This window comes from Phycisphaeraceae bacterium, assembly GCA_019636555.1.
Taxonomy (GTDB): domain Bacteria; phylum Planctomycetota; class Phycisphaerae; order Phycisphaerales; family UBA1924; genus JAFEBO01.
On record JAHBXH010000001.1, the window covers coordinates 2,379,480 to 2,397,361 of the forward strand.

Here is a 17,882-nt window from a genome sequence, read left to right on the forward strand (position 1 = left end):
ATCCAGCGCTCAACCACCGTTCATCCACCGCTCAATGAGTTCGATCGGGTGGATCGCGTGTTGCTCCGTCGCGTCGTAGATCTGATGCCGGCAAGAAGTGCCGGGCGCACAAATCGGCGTGCCCGAATCCGCGGCTTTCGCCGCGCGAACTGCCGGCGCCAGCGACAGCTCGCAAATCCTCATCGACAGATCGAACTTGTCCTTGGCGTAGCCGAACGATCCCGCCATGCCGCAGCACCCGGTCTCGAGCGTTTTCACGCGAGCGCCCGCGAGCAACTTGAGTGCCGCCCCACTCGACTCGGCGCCCCAGAGCGCCTTTTGGTGACAGTGTCCGTGCAGAACAACGGGTGAAGTCTCGCTCGCCGCGACCGCCGTGGCATGGGCGATCGCTTTCTGATTCGGATGCGTCTTGGCTTCCTTCGCGAAAAACTCCTCCGCAAGAAAACACTTCGACGCGATCCGCTTCCGCAGGTCAAACGTGCTCTGAAGCTTCAGTTGAAGCCAGTCGTCCTTGATCGCGGAAAGGCACGAGGGCTCGATCACGAGGATCGCCCGGATCGACGGATCTTCCGCGAGCGGACGAAGCTTTTCGATGGTGCGATCGATCTGAGTCGTCGCGTCTTCGAGCAGCCCCGTTGAGATAAGCGTTCTGCCGCAGCATCCCGCATCCGCGAGCACGACCCGATAGCCCAGACGCTCGTACACGCGCTTGGCCGAAGCGCCGATTCCTGAATCAAGATACATCGTGAAGCAATCGCCAAAGAGCGCGACGGTCGGACGATCCTGCTTCGCGTGATTCGTTCTCCCGAACCTTTTCTTGAGGCTCGCCGAAAACGGCGGCACCGTTCGCCGAGGATGAAACCCCATCACGCCGTTGATGACCGCGCGCCCGATCGCCGAATTGTTCATCCGGTTTGCGATGCCATGCGTCATCGACCCGAGCTTTGCAAGCGGCCGGAAATGCCCGAGCAGCATCGCCTTCAGCGGCGCATATCCATTCTGTCGGTATCGCTGACCGGTGTATTCCGCTTTCAATCGCGCGATGTCCACGTTGCTGGGACACTCGGTCTTGCACGCCTTGCACGAGAGACACAGGTCCAGCGTCTCGATCGTCTCGGCATCGTTCCACGCCGGCTCGCTTCCCCCTCCCGAGAGTTGGCCGCTGATCGCCAGGCGCAGCGCGTTGCCCCGCCCGCGCGTGCTGTGTCTCTCATCGAGCGTGCCCATGTACGACGGGCACATGGTCCCTCCGGATTTCTTGCGGCAAACACCCGACCCGTTGCACATCTCGACCGCGCCGCCGAAACCGTGCTGATCTTCGTACTCGAAGAACGTGCTGACATCCGGAATCGGCGCCGGTTTGCCCGCGGGCTCGATGCGCAGATTCGCCGCGATCGACTCGATCGGCCGCGGCTCCACGATGTTCCCGGGATTCAAGAGATTGCGCGGATCGAAGACCTCCTTGATCTCGCGCATCGCGTGCATGAGTTCGGGCCCGTAGAAGCGCTCGAGCAAAGGACCGCGCACTCTTCCATCGCCGTGCTCACCCGACATCACGCCGCCAAGACTCTTCGCAAGGTCCGCCGCCTCGACGGCGATCGCCTGCATGCGCCTGCGATCTTCTTCATCGTGGATGTCGATGAGCGGCCGAACATGCAGCACGCCGACCGATGCGTGCGCCCAGTAGGCCGCGCGGGTTCCGTGCCTCGTCACGATCTGGCGGAGCTTGTGAACGAACTCGACGAGATGCTCCACCGGCACCGCGTTGTCTTCGATGAACGTGATCGGTTTTCGGTGACCGGGCACACCGTGGAGCAGCGGCTCGCCGGCTTTTCGAAGTTTCCAGGCGCTCGCCATCGCGGCGCCGTCCACAACTTCCTTCATCGCGACCGTGGGGAAGAGCCTGCGCAGTGCGCTGAACCGTTCGTTGAGCTCCTCCTTGTGGTTGCCGTAGTACTCGACATACAGCACCGCGCGCAGTTCGCCTTGCACCGGCTTTGGCATCAACTCGACATATTTTCGATACTCGATGTTCGCGCGCGCCAGATCGATCACCGTGTCGTCGAGCAGTTCGACCGCCGAGGGACCGGTTGTCAGGATCGGCACCGTCGCTTCGATCGCGGGATCAAGATCGGAGAAACTCAGGAGCGCGAGACCCTTGAATTTCGGGCGCGGGTGCAGCTTGAGCTGCGCGCCGAGCATCACCGCGAGCGTGCCCTCGCTGCCCGCGAGCAGGTGCGCAAGATTGACCCCGTCGAGATCTCCGTTTGCCTTCTCGATTTGATTGAGGATGAGATCGAGGTTGTACCCCGCGTTACGCCGAACGGTTTTCGGGAATCGCTCGCGAATCAAGTTCCTGTTCCGCAAGACGACATCGACGATGCGCCGCGTCAACCGCCCGATGTGCTCGTGGCGCGACGCGGCTCCCGCTTCGAGCCGCGCGACAAATCCATCCGCAAGACAGGCATCGACCTCGAGCAGATTCTCCGAGGTTCGTCCGTACAGGATCGAGCGCGCGCCCGCTGCGTTGTTGCCTATGAGCCCCCCGACGTTCGCGTGTTTCGATGTCGCGGGATCGGGCGCGAAAAAGAGCCCGGTCGATGCGATCTTCTCGTTCAGGTCATCGGGTGTGATTCCCGGCTCGACCCGGCACGACAATGCCGCGGCATCCACTTCGAGCAGCCGATTGCACCGACTCGAAAAGTCGATGACCACCGCTCGATTCGTGCACTGCCCCGCGAGCGAAGTTCCGCCTCCCCGCGGCAATATCGGGAGATTGCGCTCGAGGCAGAATCGGACGCCGCGAACCGCATCGTCGGTGCTCGCCGGGATGAACACTCCCAGCGGCTCGACCTGGTAGAGCGAGGCGTCGGTCGCGTAGAGAAGCCGATCGTGCAAGCCAAAGCGCACTTCGCCCTCGACCGCGGAAGCGAGCGCGCGGGCGATCGTGTCGCGATCGAAGTCGGGCGAAGGCAACGGCGCAGACCACGATCGCGCGATCGGCGGGCGGGATTGGTTGTTCAGAACCGGAAGGCTGCTCATTGCCGATACATCCCGCAAAGGCCGGAAGTTCGGCCAGAGTGAACGCGACACGCCGCACTATACGGATCGGCGTTCGCGGCACGATTGCTGGAGGGGTGCGCCCATCGTTCTGTTGTCAGAGTTATTCGACTGATGAACCCAACGAAGAGTCCATGCGCTCTATGTGCGGCGCACAGTGAAACGGAGTGAACCATGTCGAAATTGAATGCCGCACTTGTTCTTACGCTCGTCTCGGGGCTTTGCTGCGCACTTCCTTCGCCGCGGGCGATCGCAGGAAGTGAAGCGGTCGGCACAGCAGAATCGAGAAACGCCCCTGAGGTTTCGCTCCCGATCACCCGCATCACGCTCTACCGATCGGGCGTGGCTTCGTTCGAGCGCTCCGGCACGGTCTCCGGTGATGCAACTCTGAATCTGCGATTCGACAACGCGCAGGTGAACGATGTGCTGAAGTCGCTTGTTGCCGCCGATCTTTCCGGAAACGGCACCATCCGCGGCGTTTCGTACGCGAGCAATGCGCCGCTGGCACGGAGGCTGGCGGCGTTCGGAATCAACCTGGGCGATGACCCTTCCATGGGAACGCTTCTCGGTCGGCTGCGCGGCGCCGAAGTGAAGATCGCGACGGCGAACGGCACCGTCACTGGCACAATTCTCGGCAGCGAGATGCGCGAGGAAGCCAGCGGCAATGCCCGGAAAACAATCCAGGTTCCGTTTCTGAACATCGTTGGGAAAAGCGGCATTCACTCCGTGAATCTCTTCGAGGCTCGCACGATTGAACTGACCGATCCCGAGCTTCAATCCGAACTCACCAAGGCGCTCGCGGCGATCGCGCAGCAGCGCCGAGAACAGAGCCGATCGCTCGATGTCTCGTTCACGGGCAAGGGCGATCGCAAGGTCGCGCTGATGTACACGCACGAATCGCCGGTGTGGAAAGCCTCGTACCGCGTGCTGCTCGGCGATGACGCCAAGACACGACTGAGCGGCTGGGCGATCATCGAAAACACGACGGATGAGGATTGGACCGACGTGCAGTTGTCGCTGGTCTCCGGGCGCCCCGTCAGTTTCACGATGGACTTGCAGGAGCCGCTCTTTGCGTACCGCCCCTCGGTCGCGGTACCTTCGGTCGGAGGGATGCTGCCTCGGCTGTATGAAGAGGAAGTCGATCGGCTTGCCAGTGCGGGGTCAAAGGATGAGAAAAAGGTCGCGGGGCGACAGCTGTCGGCGGCGGCGGCAAAGTCGAAGTCGGGCGATGCACGCAACTACGGATTTGCCGACGCTCCGGCGGCGCCCGCCGTAGACGCGGCCGCAACTGGCTGGGCCCAATTGAGCTCCGAGTCGATGGCGGATTCGATGGCCTCGGGCGCTTCGGGCACAGTGACGGGCGAAGTCTTCCACTACGACGTCAGCACTCCAACGACGATCGCCCGCCAGAGTTCCGCGATGATCCCGATCGTCGGCGCTGATGTGAAAGCACGTCGCGTCAGCATCCTCTCGCCCGGTCCTTCCAATCAGACTCGCTACCCGATGCGCGGCATGGAACTGACCAATTCCACCGACCTGCAACTTCTGCCTGGCCCTGTTGCCGTCTATGACTCCGGTGTCTACGCAGGCGATTCGATGATCGAGCAGATCGGCCCGGGCGACTCGCGCCTCATCTCCTACGCCACCGACCTCGAAGTCCCGGCGACCACGGATGAATCGGCGACTTCGGATATCAAGCGACTGCGCATCGTCCGCGGCAGTTTCGAGCTCCGCACCAACGCGACGCAAACCACAACGTACAAACTGCGCAACAAAGACGAGAAGGCAAGCCGCACCGTCATTCTCGAGCAGATGCGCCTCGGCGGATACAAGCTCGCCAACCCGTCCAAGCCCACCAGTGAAACCGGTTCGCTCTACCGGTTCGAAGTGGAACTCAAGCCCGGCGAGTCGAAAGAGTTCAAGGTCGTGCAGGAAACCGCCGGCACCTCGACACTCGCGCTCAACTCCTACGACGACCGCTCCATCGTCGCGTGGCAACAGGAAGGGAAAGCTTCTCCTCAGGTTCTTGAAGCCTTTCGCGAAGTCGCGAAGCGGCAGAGCGCGATCAAGTCGCTCGAACGCCGCATCGCGGACCTCGATGCCGAGTGGAAGCGGACCAGCGACGACCAGAACCGTACGCGCGAGAACATGCGGACCATCGACCGCAACAGCGATCTTTACGCGCGATACATGAAGAAGCTGGGCGAGCAGGAAACCCAGGGCGAACAGATCGGAGCCGAAAACATCCAGAGCAAGGAAAAACTGCGCTCGATGCAGGACGACCTTGCCAAGTACATCAGCGAGTTGAACGTGGAGTGAACGGCCGCTCCCAGAATGTCAGCCCTGTGTGAGGGCCATCAGTGTCTGGGATTCCGGCGATTCCCTTCTCTTCTTTTCTTTTCTCTTCTTCTCTCTCCTTTCTCTCCTCCCCCAACTCCCCCACTCCCCCCCCAGTTCGGCGATAGCCAGAAACCCAGAATGCACCTTCCTCACGCGGGGTTGAATATCTGGGGAATCCGGCTCTGAGGCGGCAGGCCGAAGGCGTGGCACAAGACGGCCTCCCGGAAGGGCTCCAGGCGGCCCGGAGGCGTGCGGGGAGGACAGAGCCACCCTCAGACCAGAAGCACGCCGATGAGCCGTGAGGTCACGCCAAGGCCTGCTCGATGTCGGCCATCAGGTCCTCGACATCCTCGCAGCCGACGCTCAGCCGGATCAGACCGTCCGCGATGCCAAGGATCGCCCGGGCCGGAGCGGGCACGCTCGCGTGCGTCATGATCGCCGGATGTTCGATGAGGCTTTCGACGCCTCCGAGCGATTCGGCGAGCGAGAAGAGTTTGGTTTTCTCGAGTACCTTGCGCGAGGGTTCCAGGCCGCCCTTGACGACGCACGAGATCATGCCGCCGAAGCCGTTTCGCATCTGTTTCTTCGCGAGGGCGTGCTGCGGGTGGCTGGCGAGGCCGGGATAGATCACCTTCTCGATCTTCGCGTGATTCTCGAGCCACTGGGCGATCTTGAGCGCGTTCTCGCAGTGACGCAGCATGCGCAGGTGGAGCGTCTTGGTGCTGCGGAGCATGAGGAAGCAGTCCATTGCGCCGGGCACCGCCCCCACCGCGTTCTGAACATATTTCAAGCGCTCGCCCAGTTCTTCGGTTTTGGTCACGATCGCGCCGGCGACCATGTCGCTGTGGCCGCCGATGTACTTGGTGCACGAGTGCAGCACGACATCCGCGCCGTGCGCGAGCGGATTCTGCAGATACGGAGAGGCGAAGGTGTTATCGACGACGAGCAGCGGCTTTGCGAGGGGCGTACCGAGCGGCCCGAGCGACTTGTCCGTGTTCCCGTGGTCGCTCACTTTCGCGCTATCGACCAGTTTCCGCACGCCCGCGATGTCGATCACCTTGAGCATCGGGTTGCTGGGTGTTTCGAGCCAGACCGCGCGGGTCTTGGGCGTCATTGCGCGCTCGACCTCTTCGAGCCTTGTCATGTCCACCCGCGTGTACGACATGTTCATGTGCCGGAAGACCTTGTCCATCTGGCGGAACGAGCCGCCGTAGACATCATCAGAAAGCACGACGTGATCGCCCGCGCGCAACTGGTGGAGCACGCAGTCCATCGCGGCAAGGCCGCTCGAGAACGCGAGGCCGACTTTGCCCCCTTCGAGTGCCGCGAGGTTGTCTTCGAGCGCCTGGCGCGTCGGGTTCTTGCTCCGCGCGTAGTCGTATCCGTCCTTGAAGACGCCCGGCGATTTCTGCACAAACGTGCTCGTCATGTAGACCGGCGTCATGATCGCGCCGGTGGTCGGGTCGGGCTCCTGCCCGGCGTGGATGCAGTTGGTTCCGAAACGGTGGGATTCATTCGACATATGTGTGCTCAAATTTGAGAGAACGCGGAGTCGCGGAGAAGGCGGAGATACGCGGAGAATTCAATGAGCGAAATCAATTCTCATCTCTCCGCGAAACTCCGCACCCTCCGCAACTCCGCGTTCTCCCTCTGCTCTTCTGAACGGACTTATCGCCCCTTCTTGCTCATGAAATCGATCACGTCGATCTGGCTGACGACACCGACGATCTTCTCGTTGTCCACGACGATCGCGACCTGGTTGGTCTCGAAGATGCGGTACAGCTCTTCGATGCGCGCCTTGGGATAGATCAGCCCGCCGATGCGCTGCGAGACCACCTTCACCGGCGACGACATCTGCGCGTGACCGTCCTGGAGCCCGCGCAAGATGTCCACTTCCGCGACGATCGCGTGCGGCCGGCCCTTGTCGTCCACGATCGGCACCTGCGAAACACCGTGTTTCTTCAGCAGCGCGATCACCGACTCGATCGAGTCCGTTTCCTTCGCCGTGATGATCTGGACCTGACGCCCCTTGAGAACATCCTCGACCAGTCCCATATCGCGGTCGCTGCCGAGAAACCCGTAGTCCTTCATCCAGGCATCGTTCAGGAATTTGGTCGTGTAGCGCGTCGCCGAATCAGGAAGCAGGGTGACAACCGTCTTGCCCGGGCCGAGTTGCTTGGCGATTTTCACCGCGATGTGGACATTACAACCGGAGGAACCGCCGCAGAAGAGACCTTCCTCACGCACCAAGCGGCGCGCCATCGTGAACGCTTCCTTGTCGTTGGTCTGGTGGAACTCATCGACGACGCTGTAGTCCATGGCGTCGCAGAGGATGTCTTCGCCGATTCCTTCCACCTTGTACACATGAGGCGTCGGCATCGTCTTGGTGTAAAAATAGTGATAGTGCACGCTGCCGATCGGATCGACCCCGACGATGCGCACGTGCGGATGGTTCTTTTTAAAATAGCGACCGATCCCCGAGATTGTGCCGCCCGTGCCCGCGCCCGAAACGACCGCGTCCACCTTGCCGCCGGTTTGCTTCCAGATCTCCGGCCCCGTCGAGAGCATGTGCGCATCGATATTCAGCGGGTTGTGATACTGGTTCACGTAGAACGCGCCGGGGGTCTCGCGGGCGATGCGCTTGGCGGTCTCGACGTAGTGCTGGGGTGAATCGCCTGGGACATCGGTCGGCGTGATCACCACCTCGGCGCCGAAGGCCTTGAGCATGTTCACTTTCTCGAGGCTCATCTTGTCCGGCATCGTGAAGACGCACCGGTAGCCGCGCACCGCCGCCCACATCGCGACGCCCTGCCCCGTATTTCCGCTGGTGTTCTCGACGATGGTGGCGCCGGGCTTGATCAGGCCCTGCTTCTCGCTTTCGTTGAGGATATGCACCGCCATGCGGTCCTTGATCGAACCGGTCGGGTTCATGTACTCGCACTTGACCAGCACGGTGGCGGAATCGGGGCCGACGACTTTGTTCAGCCGAACGAGGGGAGTATTGCCGACAGCTTCGAGAATGTTTGCTTGCATGGGAGTGCGTTCACCTTAGCAAAAATGAGCGGCAAGAGTGATTCGGGGTTTGCCGACGATACGCCGGAATTTTCCCGGTGGTCGGTCGTGCGAACGTCGCGTTTGCCCCGCCTCTGTTGCGAGTCCTCGGGAAATCACGCATCGAAATGGTGTTTAGCCGCATCCAACAATACCTGTGCATCGAGAACCTTTGAAAGCCATGAGCACCGCAGCATCCCAAACCCGCGCGAAATCTCTGAAAGCACTCCGAGCCTCGGGCTGGAAGTCGCGGACGGTCAAATCCGAGCTTGCCGCGAACTTGACCTGCGCGCTTCGTTCCGGCGACACGCTTTTTCCCGGCATCGTCGGGTTCGACAGCACCGTCATCCCCGAGATCATCAACGCGATCCTCGCCGGACACGACATGCTCTTTCTGGGAGAAAAGGGTCAGGCCAAGAGCCGTCTGATGAGGCAGCTCTCCCGGTTTCTCGACCCCGCGATTCCGTATCTCGATATCCCCGCGAGCTTCCGCGGCGGCTCGCCGGTCCACGAGGACCCGGACCGCCCGATCACTTCCGTCGGAAGAGCTTTCCTCGCCGAGCACGGCGAGAACGCGCCGATCGCCTGGTGGCCCCGCGAGGAGCGCTACGCCGAGCGGCTCGCACCCGGAACAAAGTTCGCGGATGTCGTCGGCGAGATCGACCCCGGCAAACTCGCCTCGGGCGCGAGCATGTCCGTTGAAGAATCGCTCCACTTCGGCCTCATCCCCCGCATGCACCGCGGCATCTTCGCGATGAACGAACTGCCCGACCTCGACGATCTCGTTCAGGTCGGCCTCTTCAATATTCTCGAAGAACGCGACGTGCAGATCCGCGGCTACCCGATCAAGTTTGATCTCGACATCGTCGTGTTGTTTTCGGCGAACCCGAGCACGTACAACCGCTCGGGCAAGGTCATCCCGCAGCTCAAGGACCGCATCGGCAGCGTCATCCAGACGCACTATCCGCTCGAACGCGAACTCGGCATCGAGATCATGGAGCAGGAAGCCGCCAAGGGCGATGGCGGCAATGTCGGCGGATATTTGGGCGGCGAATACCCGGTCATCGTGCCCCCGTTCATGAAAGAGATCGTCGAGCAGATCTCGATTGCGGCACGCAAGAGCAAGTTTGTCGACCACGCTTCCGGGGTTTCCGCGCGACTCAGCATCGCGATGTATCGCACGATGATCGCTTCGGCGCGTCAGCGAGCGATCCGATTGAACGAGCGGCCGGCGGTGCCCCGGATCAGCGACCTCTCTCATTTCCATACTGCCGCGACGGGGAAACTCGAACTCGACATGATGGGGAGCCATCAGTTGTCCGAGCGTCAGGTGCTCGATGCCATCGCCGCCGAGGCGATCAAGACCGTGTTCGGCGAATATGTGAGCGAGCACGGCCTTGCCGAGATCGGCGAGATCTTCGCCAAGGGCGTGAAGATCGAAGTGGGCGACATGCTGCCGAGTTCGCACTACGAAAAGCTGTTGAAGCGCGTGCCGCCGGTGTGGGACAAGGCGTTTGAAGTGAACGCTTCGAGCGATGCGGCGGTCCGTGCGAGCTGCGTCGAGTTTGTGTTGAGCGGGCTTTATGCCGCGGACCGGATCAGCCGCTCGCAGCGCCACGGCAAGATCACGTTCGAAACCTGAGCGATCACAGATGAACTCCGGCAGCCCATCATCCGCCAGCGGCAGCAATCGTGGGGATACTGCCCCCGGACTCATCCACACGTATCTCGGCTACGACCCGAAGAATTTTCCTTCGCCGACCGCCGAGCCGCCTGACCTGGCGTCTGCCGCGATGGAGCACATGCTCGCGCACGGCTCGACGCGTGACCTGACGCCGGAAGAACTTGCGAACGCGATCCGGCTTGATCCGAGTATGTTTCCCAGGCTCGGACCGAGCCTGGATTCGCTCATCGCGATGCTGGAAGAACGGAAGCAGCGGATCCTCGAGACGTACGAAACCGATTCTGCTCGGAAGGCCGCCGCCGGTGAATACCGCAAGACGCTCGAGCAAGCGCGTCCGCCTTCGCGGTTTCGATCGGACTTCGAGAGGTTCGCGAGGTCGGAGCAGATCCGCGATCTCGAACGCCTGTGGAGCATGCAGGGGGACGACAACTCGCCGTTCGCTCAGGACCTGATGCGGATCACTTCCGCGCTCGGAGACAAGTACCAGCTCGAACATCTCGCGGGGAAATACGCGTTTACGGGTCGCGAAAAGACGGATGTGGAGCGCGCGCTCGAACTGAAGGAAGAACTCGAAACGATCGACCGCCTGCTCGCGCAACTGCGTGAGGCGATGAAGAACTCGCAGCTCGCGATCATCGACCTCGAAGAACTCGCTCAATTCGCCCAATCGCAGGACATCGAGAACATCAACGACCTGCAGCGCCAGGTCGAAGACTACCTGCACCAGGAAATGGAACGTCAAGGAGTCGAGCAATCCAAGCGCGGGCTCTCGCTGACCCCCAAGGCGACGAAGATCTTTCAGTCGCGCGTGCTCCAGGAAATCTTCAGCGAATTGCAGGCGGCGCGTTCGGGCAGGCACACCGGTCCGATCTACGGCGAGGGCGCGGTCGAACTGCCGCGCACCAAGCCGTACGAATTCGGCGACTCGATCGCCAACATGGACGCGCCGGGGAGCTTCATCAACGCCGCGGTGCGCTCGGCTCGAGAACAAGGCACCCGCAAGGCCCACGCTCGTCTCCGGCTCGATCTGTCCGACATCGAGATCCATCGCACGCGGAACAACCCGCGCTGCGCCTCGTGCGTGCTGCTCGACATGTCGGGCTCGATGCGCTACGGCGGGCAATACGTCGATGTGAAGCGGATGGGCATGGCGCTCGATGGGCTGATCCGTTCCGAATACCCCGGCGATTTTCTGCGCATCATCGAGATGTACACGTTTGCGAAGGTGCGTCCGGCCAGCGAACTCCCGACGCTTATGCCGAAGATGGTTTCCATCCACAACCCCGTTGTGCGATTGAAGGCGGACATGGGCGATCCGGAAGTGGTCGAATCGCGCGTGCCGCAGCACTTCACAAACATTCAGCGTGCATTGCAGCTCGCGCGGCAGTTGCTCGTGCCGCAGGACACGCCGAATCGCCAGGTGATGCTTGTCACCGACGGATTGCCGACGGCGCACTTCGAGGGCAGCGAGCTTTACATGCTCTACCCGCCCGACCCGCGCACCGAAGAAGCGACGATGCGCGAAGCAAACCTCTGCGCGAAAGAGAACATCACGATCAACATCTTCCTGCTCCCGAGTTGGTCGCAGACGCACGAGGATATCCGCTTTGCGCAGAAAATGGCGCAGGCGACGGGCGGGCGCGTTTTCTTCACCGGCGGCAAGGACCTCGACCGGTTCGTTTTATGGGATTACGTGAGCCAGCGACGCAAGGTCATCGGGTGAGAGACATTCACCACCGAGGCGCAAAGGCACAGAGAAGAGAAGAAGCGGTGAAGAAACAGATTGGGAAAATAATCTGCAGAGCTCATTCAGGGATGTTTCCAACCCCTTTTCCGTGGCTTTCTCTGTGTCTTCGTGCCTCGGTGGTGAATGTCTTTTCTACTCCTCAAACAGCGCATCCACAAACTTCTCCGGCTCGAACGGCTGCACATCGTCCGGCGTCTCGCCGACTCCGATGAACTTCACGGGGATCTTCGTCGCCTCCTTGATCGCGACGACGATTCCGCCCTTCGCCGTGCCGTCGAGCTTTGCGAGAAAGATGCCGGTCACGCCGAGCGCATCCGCCGGCTTGGGCTGATTCGCGCCGGCTCCCGCGATCGCGCGATCGAACTCTTCCGCCTGTCGCAGCGCATTCTGGCCCGCGGTTGCATCGAGGACGAGAAGCACTTCGTGCGGCGCGCCGGGGATCTGCTTCCCCACCACCAAGCGGATCTTCGTGAGCTGTCGCATCAGCGGGTCCTGCGTCTGGAGCCGTCCGGCCGTGTCGATGATCAAGACATCGGCGCCGCGCGATTTCGCCGCCTGGCACGCATCGAACGCGACCGCGGCAGGATCTCCCCCCTGCTGCCCCTTCACGACGTCGATCCCGAGCCTTTCTCCCCAGATCTCGAGCTGCCGCACCGCGCCCGCGCGGAATGTGTCGCACGCGCCGAGCATCACCTTGTTGCCCCGTGATTGCAGCAGTTTCGCGAGCTTGCTGATGCTCGTCGTTTTGCCCGCGCCGTTCACGCCCGTCACGAGAATTACTGTCGGCTTTGCGCTTGAGAGCCGCAGCTCGCGATCTTCGGGGGGCCACATCGAGCGGAGTTCGGACTTGAGGTAGTCAAGAACCTGATCTCCCTTGTCGATCTTGCCCGCGCGGAACTGCTCCTGGATGTGGGTGACGAAGCGGTCCGTCGTTTTGACGCCCACGTCCGCTTCGATCAAGCGCCTTCGGATTTCCTGGATCGTCGCTTCATCGAGTTTCCGACCGAGCAGGAGCGACTTCAGGCCGGTGACGAAGACCTCGCGCGTCTTCGCGAGCCCGCCCTTGATCTTCGCCGTGATCGCGGAAAACAGCCCCATCAGCCGCCCGTCTCCGAATCCTCATCGGCTTGAGCATCGGCCCCGGCGTCGGATTCTTTCGAAGGCTTTTTGGCCTTGGTCTCTTGCTTGGAAGCAAGCCTCTTTGCCGCCTGATCGAGCAGCGCGTTGATGAAACCGGGCGATTTCTCCGTGCTGAATTCCTTCGCGAGTTCGACCGCGGCGTCGATCGCGATCGGCGCGGGCACGCGCTCGCTGTGGATCTCGAAATGCGCCAGCCGGAGCAACGCGCGATCCACGGCGGCCTGCCGGTAGGCCGGCCACTCGGGCGCGAGATTCTTCATGACGTCGTCGCAGCGCTTGCGGTCGGCGTACGCCTCGCGCGCGAGTTCCCATGCCTTGCGCTGCGAACCGCGGTCGATTGTCGAGACATCGACTTTGGGATCGTCGCCGTGGAGCACCGACGATTCGAGTTCCGCATCGGTCAAATCGCCGCGAGCATCAAGCTGAAAAAGGGCGAGAAATGCCAGGCGGCGGATCAACAACTGTTCGGCCATTTCAACCCTTCCTCCTGCGGGCGACTGGTTTCATCCCGGCACGTGGCTTCGTCTTGTCGGGAAGCTTTCGACCAATCCTTGTCGTGCTTGCGTCGCGGATCGCGCTCAGCGATTCAATCGTGTCGAGCAGGGCTTCGACCGCCTCGGAGCCCTTGTTCCCGTGCTTGCCGCCCGCGCGCGCACGCGCCTGGGCGGCGTTCTCGACGGTCAGGACGCCGAAGGCGATCGGTACGCCGGTCTTGAGCATCGAATTCTGGATCGCGCCCGCGACGCTGTCGGCGATGACGCGGTCGTGGATCGTTTCGCCCCGGATCAGGCAACCGAGCGCGACGACGCCGGAGAACCGGCCGCTCCGTGCGACGGTATCGCAAAGCACCGGCAGCTCGAACGCGCCCGGCGCATCGAACACTTCGGGGGTTCGACCGGTGCGGCGGACCGTCGTCTCGATCGCGCCGAGAACAAGCCGATCGGTGACCGTCGCGTTGTAGCGACTTACAACCACCGCGATCCGAGGCGAGTCTTCCCGCCCGGCCTTTTTCACAGGTCCCTTTCTCGACGCCATAGAGGGCGGATGGTACGTCCGGGCCGCTCGCTTTTCCGCTGGACTTCGCGCTTCAAACAAATCCGAGCGCGAAGAAGATCGTCGTGAAAACAAGGTCGCAGATGATGACCGCGACGACCGACTGCACGACCGTGCTCGTCGTCGCGACGCCCACGCCCATCGCGCCGCCAGTGACCTTCAAGCCGTTGTAACACGCGATGATCGCGATGAGCAGCCCGAAGACAGCGCCCTTCGACACGCCGGTGGCGAAGTCGACCAGTTTCACCTGGTCGTACAGGTTGCTCATGAACGCGGCATAGGGAATTCCGAGCGCAACCATGGATATGCCGAGTGCCGCGGCGACCGCGACGATGTCGCTGATCACGGAGATCGCCGTCAGGGAAAGGATCGATGCGATGACGCGCGGCACGACGAGGAACTTGACGGGATTCATCGCGCAAGCTTCGAGGGCCTCGATCTCTTCGCCGACGACCATCGTGCCGATTTCGGCGGCGATGGATGCGCCGGCGAAACCGGTCAGAACGATTGCCGCGATGAGCGGGCCGAGTTCTCGCAGCACCGCGACGCCGACGATGTTGGCGACCTTGTCCTTCTGGCCGAACTCATCGAGCGGCGGACTCAACTGAAACGCGAGAATCAGGCCGACGCAGCCGGAGACCAGGCTGACGATGCCGATCGAGCGCACTCCGATGCGGACGATCTGGGACACGATCGCGGATCGACCGATGCGTACCTTCGGTTGATAGGTCGCACGGATGACCCAGTTTGCTGCGCTGAAAAACAGCAGCGTGATCGAGCCGATTTGCGACAGCAACCCGATGAGGCGTACCCAGATGAACAGGAACGGGTTCGCGGCCGCTTTGGATGGACTGTCGATTTCGCTCATGCTCAAGGCAACCGGATCAGGATTTGGAGATTGCGTCGCTCAGCGTTGGACAGATCTCAAAGACGGTGTCCAGCCTTGCGATCTTGAAAATGGCAAACACTTTCTCGTTCATTCCGCAGAGAATCAGCCGCGACTTGTTCCGCTTCGAGATCTGGAGCGATTCCACCAGGGTCGCGACGCCGGGCGTGTTCATGTAGTCAACCTTGGCGAGATCGACGATGATCCGAGCGGCCTTGGAATCATGAGCCTTTCGGAGCCAGGTGCGGAAGACGGTGGCCTCGCTGTAACCAATTTCGCCTTGCGGCGAAACGATCACGTTGTCACCTTTGGTCTCGAACCCAACTTGCAACGTCTGTCCTTCAGGCATGACAACCCTTTCCTCCCTCGCACCCATCCGCGGTGCAGCCCGCCCCCGGCGCGGCCGCAGCCGTCAGATGCTTGATCATCGTGAGGCGCATTCCGCCTTCGGGGCGCTTTTCATAGCTCACCTTATCCATGACTTCCTTGATGACATGAACACCGAGCCCGCCCGGCTTCACATCGTGCAGTTCTCTTCCCTTGATTTTGTCCGGCTCGATTTGCCGGGCAAGATCCTCGATGACGATGCGGATGCCGCTTCCGCCATCGGCGAGTCCGAGCGGCCAGACTCCCAGCCAGATCGGCTGATCGGGCTTGCTCTCGTAGCCGTGGCGCATGATGTTGCAGAGCGCTTCATCCACGGCGAGGGCGATCTTGTTACAGTCGAGTTCGGGGAACCCCATCCGTCGGGTGATCGCCTGCACGAGGTCGCGGGCGCCGCTCGTATAGACCGGGCTGCTGAGCAGCTCCATGCGTACATGGGCTCCCTGCATCGAGTCGACCGGTTTCATCCCGCCGCTCCGTCCCGATTCTTCCTGCGGCGTGAGCCTGAGGACCGTTCGCGTGAGGAAAGCCTTGCGTATTGCTCCGCCCATTCCTGCCACTCCTTGACGCTTGCCGCACGCTCCGCACGCGGCGCCGCGTAGTCAAACCCGCGATTCGTGCCCGTCCGCCGTTCCAGCACGCCGATGGCGAGCATCCGCGTGTCCGCGTCTTCGGCGTCGAGCTGTTCGACCAGTTTGGGAAAGTCGGCGGGATCGGTCGAATCCGCCGCCTGGACCGTCGCCCACATACGCATTTGTGGGTTGGGGGAATCGAAGCTTGGGGAGTAGCTGCAACCCGCCCATGCCCCCATCGACGCCAAGAGGAAAGTGGCTGGAATCTTCACGTGAATCATCGTATCCGCTTCTCACCTGACGCGCCGTTCCCATCCGTGAACCGTACACTTGGCCGATTACCGCAAGAAAGAGGCCATCGGTTGCCACCCTCCACAAAACTCAAGAGTTCAATCGCGTCTCCGCCCGTCGCGGGGGACATCGTTCCTGTCGTCGACTTCGGGGGTCAGACGGCTCAGCTCATCACCCGGCGCATCCGCGACGCGGGTGTTTATTCGGTCTTGGTGGCGCCGTCGATCACGCCCGAAGAACTCCGGCGGATGGCACCAAAGGGCATCGTGCTGTCCGGTGGCCCGGCAAGCGTCTACGAACCCGGCGCCCCCACCATGGACCCGGCGGTCTTCGATCTGGGTATCCCGGTGCTGGGCATCTGCTACGGAATGCAGCTCGCCGCACACCTGCTGGGCGGCCGAGTGAATCGTGAAGATCACAAGGAGTTCGGTCGCGCGACGGTTGCCGTTTCCGATAGAAGTGATCTGTTTGCTTCGCTGCCGGAAAAAATGACCGTCTGGATGTCGCACGGCGATCAGGTCGCGGCGACCGACGCGGCGAATTTCGAAACGCTCGCTTCAACGCCGACCTGTCCGCACGCAGCAGTCCGAAGCCGGATCGGGAATCGCCGGTTTTTCGGCGTGCAGTTCCACCCCGAAGTCACGCACACGCCCCACGGCGCCGAAGTCATCCAGAACTTCCTTTTCAACATCTGTGGTTGCCGCAATACCTGGAGGATGTCCGACTTTGCGGGCGCCGCGGCCGATCGCGTGCGCGAGCAGGTTGGAAACGGCCACGTCGTTTGCGGCCTCTCCGGCGGCGTCGATTCGTCGGTTGCCGCGGCGCTCTTGCACAAGGCGATCGGCAACCAGTTGACGTGCGTGTTTGTGGATACAGGGTTGCTCCGCAAAGGCGAGCGTGATCTCGTCGAATCCACATTCCGCGATCACTTCCACATGGACCTTCGCGTCGTCGACGCGTCGGCCGATTTTCTCGGCGATTTGTCCGGCGTGACCGACCCGCAGGAAAAGCGCCGGCGCATCGGACACCGCTTCATCGAAGTGTTCAAACACGCTTCACGCGACATCAAGGATGCGCACTTTCTCGCGCAGGGCACGCTCTATCCCGATGTCATCGAGTCGGGCCATGGCCACGCCGGACAGTCGGCCGGGATCAAACTGCACCACAATGTCGGCGGGCTGCCGGAAGAACTCGGATTCGAGTTGGTCGAGCCGCTCCGCGAACTGTTCAAGGACGAGGTGCGGAAGCTGGGCGAAGTGCTCGGACTTCCGGATCAGATCATCTGGCGTCATCCGTTCCCGGGCCCCGGACTTGCGGTCCGCGTCCTCGGCGAAGTGACGCGTGAGAAACTCGAAATCCTCCGCGAATGCGACGAGATCGTGCTGGATGAGATCACCGCCGCGAATCTGTATCGCAAGACGAGCCAGGTGTTCGCGGTGCTGCTGCCGGTCCAATCGGTCGGCGTGATGGGCGACGGTCGAACGTACGATTCGTGCGTCGCCGTGCGCGCGGTCGAGACGCAGGATTTCATGTCCGCAGACTGGGTTCGCTTGCCGTATGAGGTTCTGGCCACGATCAGCAGCCGGATCATCAACGAAGTCCGAGGGGTCAACCGGGTCGTTTATGACATCTCCAGCAAACCGCCCGCGACGATCGAATGGGAATGACGCGATT

Annotated in this window: 14 protein-coding genes; 4 read left to right on the forward strand and 10 right to left on the reverse strand. The window is 61.9% G+C overall.

The genetic code is table 11. The features are described 5' to 3' along the window. Nucleotides 1-9: 9 nt before the first annotated feature. Nucleotides 10-3,042 carry an FAD-binding oxidoreductase gene (locus KF691_09990; protein ID MBX3389770.1) on the reverse strand — a complete coding sequence of 1,011 codons (3,033 nt, stop codon included), beginning with the start codon at nucleotides 3,040-3,042 and terminating at the stop codon, nucleotides 10-12. A gap of 192 nt (nucleotides 3,043-3,234) precedes the next feature. Here KF691_09990 and KF691_09995 point away from each other — a divergent pair, with 192 nt between their 5' ends. Further along, entirely contained in the window at nucleotides 3,235-5,379 is a 2,145-nt protein-coding gene (locus KF691_09995; protein ID MBX3389771.1) for a hypothetical protein, read from the forward strand. Between the two features lie 325 nt (nucleotides 5,380-5,704). On the opposite strand, the gene KF691_10000 is transcribed toward KF691_09995, so the two are convergent. Continuing rightward, a complete protein-coding gene (locus KF691_10000; protein MBX3389772.1) occupies nucleotides 5,705-6,922 on the reverse strand; it encodes a cystathionine gamma-synthase in 1,218 nt (405 codons plus the stop codon). Nucleotides 6,923-7,068: 146 nt separating this feature from the next. Then, on the reverse strand, nucleotides 7,069-8,433 hold the full coding sequence (locus KF691_10005) for a pyridoxal-phosphate dependent enzyme (protein MBX3389773.1): 1,365 nt from the start codon (nucleotides 8,431-8,433) through the stop codon (nucleotides 7,069-7,071). A gap of 199 nt (nucleotides 8,434-8,632) precedes the next feature. Here KF691_10005 and KF691_10010 point away from each other — a divergent pair, with 199 nt between their 5' ends. Both KF691_10010 and KF691_10015 read left to right on the forward strand, forming a co-directional pair. Then, nucleotides 8,633-10,093, forward strand: coding sequence for a magnesium chelatase (locus KF691_10010; protein MBX3389774.1), 1,461 nt, complete (start codon nucleotides 8,633-8,635; stop codon nucleotides 10,091-10,093). Nucleotides 10,094-10,103: 10 nt separating this feature from the next. Next, the gene (locus KF691_10015; protein MBX3389775.1) at nucleotides 10,104-11,858 is read left to right on the forward strand and encodes a hypothetical protein; all 1,755 of its coding nucleotides are present in this window, start codon (nucleotides 10,104-10,106) and stop codon (nucleotides 11,856-11,858) included. A 156-nt stretch (nucleotides 11,859-12,014) separates the two neighbouring features. On the opposite strand, the gene ftsY is transcribed toward KF691_10015, so the two are convergent. Genes ftsY through KF691_10050 form a run of 7 tightly spaced genes read right to left on the reverse strand, consistent with a single transcriptional unit; the run spans nucleotide 12,015 to nucleotide 16,189 of the window. Then, the gene (gene ftsY, locus KF691_10020; GenBank protein ID MBX3389776.1) at nucleotides 12,015-12,980 is read right to left on the reverse strand and encodes a signal recognition particle-docking protein FtsY; all 966 of its coding nucleotides are present in this window, start codon (nucleotides 12,978-12,980) and stop codon (nucleotides 12,015-12,017) included. Then, nucleotides 12,980-13,495, reverse strand: coding sequence for a hypothetical protein (locus KF691_10025; GenBank protein MBX3389777.1), 516 nt, complete (start codon nucleotides 13,493-13,495; stop codon nucleotides 12,980-12,982). Before KF691_10025 ends, ftsY begins: the two co-directional genes overlap by 1 nt. A gap of 1 nt (nucleotide 13,496) precedes the next feature. Continuing rightward, nucleotides 13,497-14,057 carry a 6,7-dimethyl-8-ribityllumazine synthase gene (gene ribH, locus KF691_10030; protein MBX3389778.1) on the reverse strand — a complete coding sequence of 187 codons (561 nt, stop codon included), beginning with the start codon at nucleotides 14,055-14,057 and terminating at the stop codon, nucleotides 13,497-13,499. Between the two features lie 52 nt (nucleotides 14,058-14,109). Then, entirely contained in the window at nucleotides 14,110-14,943 is an 834-nt protein-coding gene (locus KF691_10035) for an ABC transporter permease (GenBank protein MBX3389779.1), read from the reverse strand. A gap of 16 nt (nucleotides 14,944-14,959) precedes the next feature. After that, complete coding sequence (locus tag KF691_10040; GenBank protein MBX3389780.1) at nucleotides 14,960-15,310, reverse strand: STAS domain-containing protein; 351 nt, start codon at nucleotides 15,308-15,310, stop codon at nucleotides 14,960-14,962. Further along, nucleotides 15,303-15,812: an ATP-binding protein gene (locus tag KF691_10045; protein MBX3389781.1), complete on the reverse strand. Its 510-nt coding sequence runs from the start codon at nucleotides 15,810-15,812 to the stop codon at nucleotides 15,303-15,305. Before KF691_10045 ends, KF691_10040 begins: the two co-directional genes overlap by 8 nt. Further along, complete coding sequence (locus KF691_10050; GenBank protein MBX3389782.1) at nucleotides 15,809-16,189, reverse strand: hypothetical protein; 381 nt, start codon at nucleotides 16,187-16,189, stop codon at nucleotides 15,809-15,811. Before KF691_10050 ends, KF691_10045 begins: the two co-directional genes overlap by 4 nt. Nucleotides 16,190-16,309: 120 nt before the next feature. Between KF691_10050 and guaA the strand changes: the two genes are divergently transcribed. Continuing rightward, a complete protein-coding gene (gene guaA / locus KF691_10055; protein MBX3389783.1) occupies nucleotides 16,310-17,875 on the forward strand; it encodes a glutamine-hydrolyzing GMP synthase in 1,566 nt (521 codons plus the stop codon). Nucleotides 17,876-17,882 lie beyond the last annotated feature (7 nt).

What these genes read in the sequence shown, in the direction of transcription:
- ribH (MBX3389778.1), bottom strand. Translation starts at nt 14,057, where the DNA reads ATGGCGTCGAGAAAGGGACCTGTGAAAAAGGCCGGGCGGGAAGACTCG.
- KF691_09990 (MBX3389770.1), bottom strand. Translation starts at nt 3,042, where the DNA reads ATGAGCAGCCTTCCGGTTCTGAACAACCAATCCCGCCCGCCGATCGCG.
- KF691_10025 (MBX3389777.1), bottom strand. Translation starts at nt 13,495, where the DNA reads ATGGCCGAACAGTTGTTGATCCGCCGCCTGGCATTTCTCGCCCTTTTT.
- KF691_10010 (MBX3389774.1), top strand. Translation starts at nt 8,633, where the DNA reads ATGAGCACCGCAGCATCCCAAACCCGCGCGAAATCTCTGAAAGCACTC.
- KF691_10035 (MBX3389779.1), bottom strand. Translation starts at nt 14,943, where the DNA reads ATGAGCGAAATCGACAGTCCATCCAAAGCGGCCGCGAACCCGTTCCTG.
- KF691_10000 (MBX3389772.1), bottom strand. Translation starts at nt 6,922, where the DNA reads ATGTCGAATGAATCCCACCGTTTCGGAACCAACTGCATCCACGCCGGG.
- KF691_10005 (MBX3389773.1), bottom strand. Translation starts at nt 8,433, where the DNA reads ATGCAAGCAAACATTCTCGAAGCTGTCGGCAATACTCCCCTCGTTCGG.
- KF691_10015 (MBX3389775.1), top strand. Translation starts at nt 10,104, where the DNA reads ATGAACTCCGGCAGCCCATCATCCGCCAGCGGCAGCAATCGTGGGGAT.
- KF691_10045 (MBX3389781.1), bottom strand. Translation starts at nt 15,812, where the DNA reads ATGAAACCGGTCGACTCGATGCAGGGAGCCCATGTACGCATGGAGCTG.
- ftsY (MBX3389776.1), bottom strand. Translation starts at nt 12,980, where the DNA reads ATGGGGCTGTTTTCCGCGATCACGGCGAAGATCAAGGGCGGGCTCGCG.
- KF691_09995 (MBX3389771.1), top strand. Translation starts at nt 3,235, where the DNA reads ATGTCGAAATTGAATGCCGCACTTGTTCTTACGCTCGTCTCGGGGCTT.
- KF691_10040 (MBX3389780.1), bottom strand. Translation starts at nt 15,310, where the DNA reads ATGCCTGAAGGACAGACGTTGCAAGTTGGGTTCGAGACCAAAGGTGAC.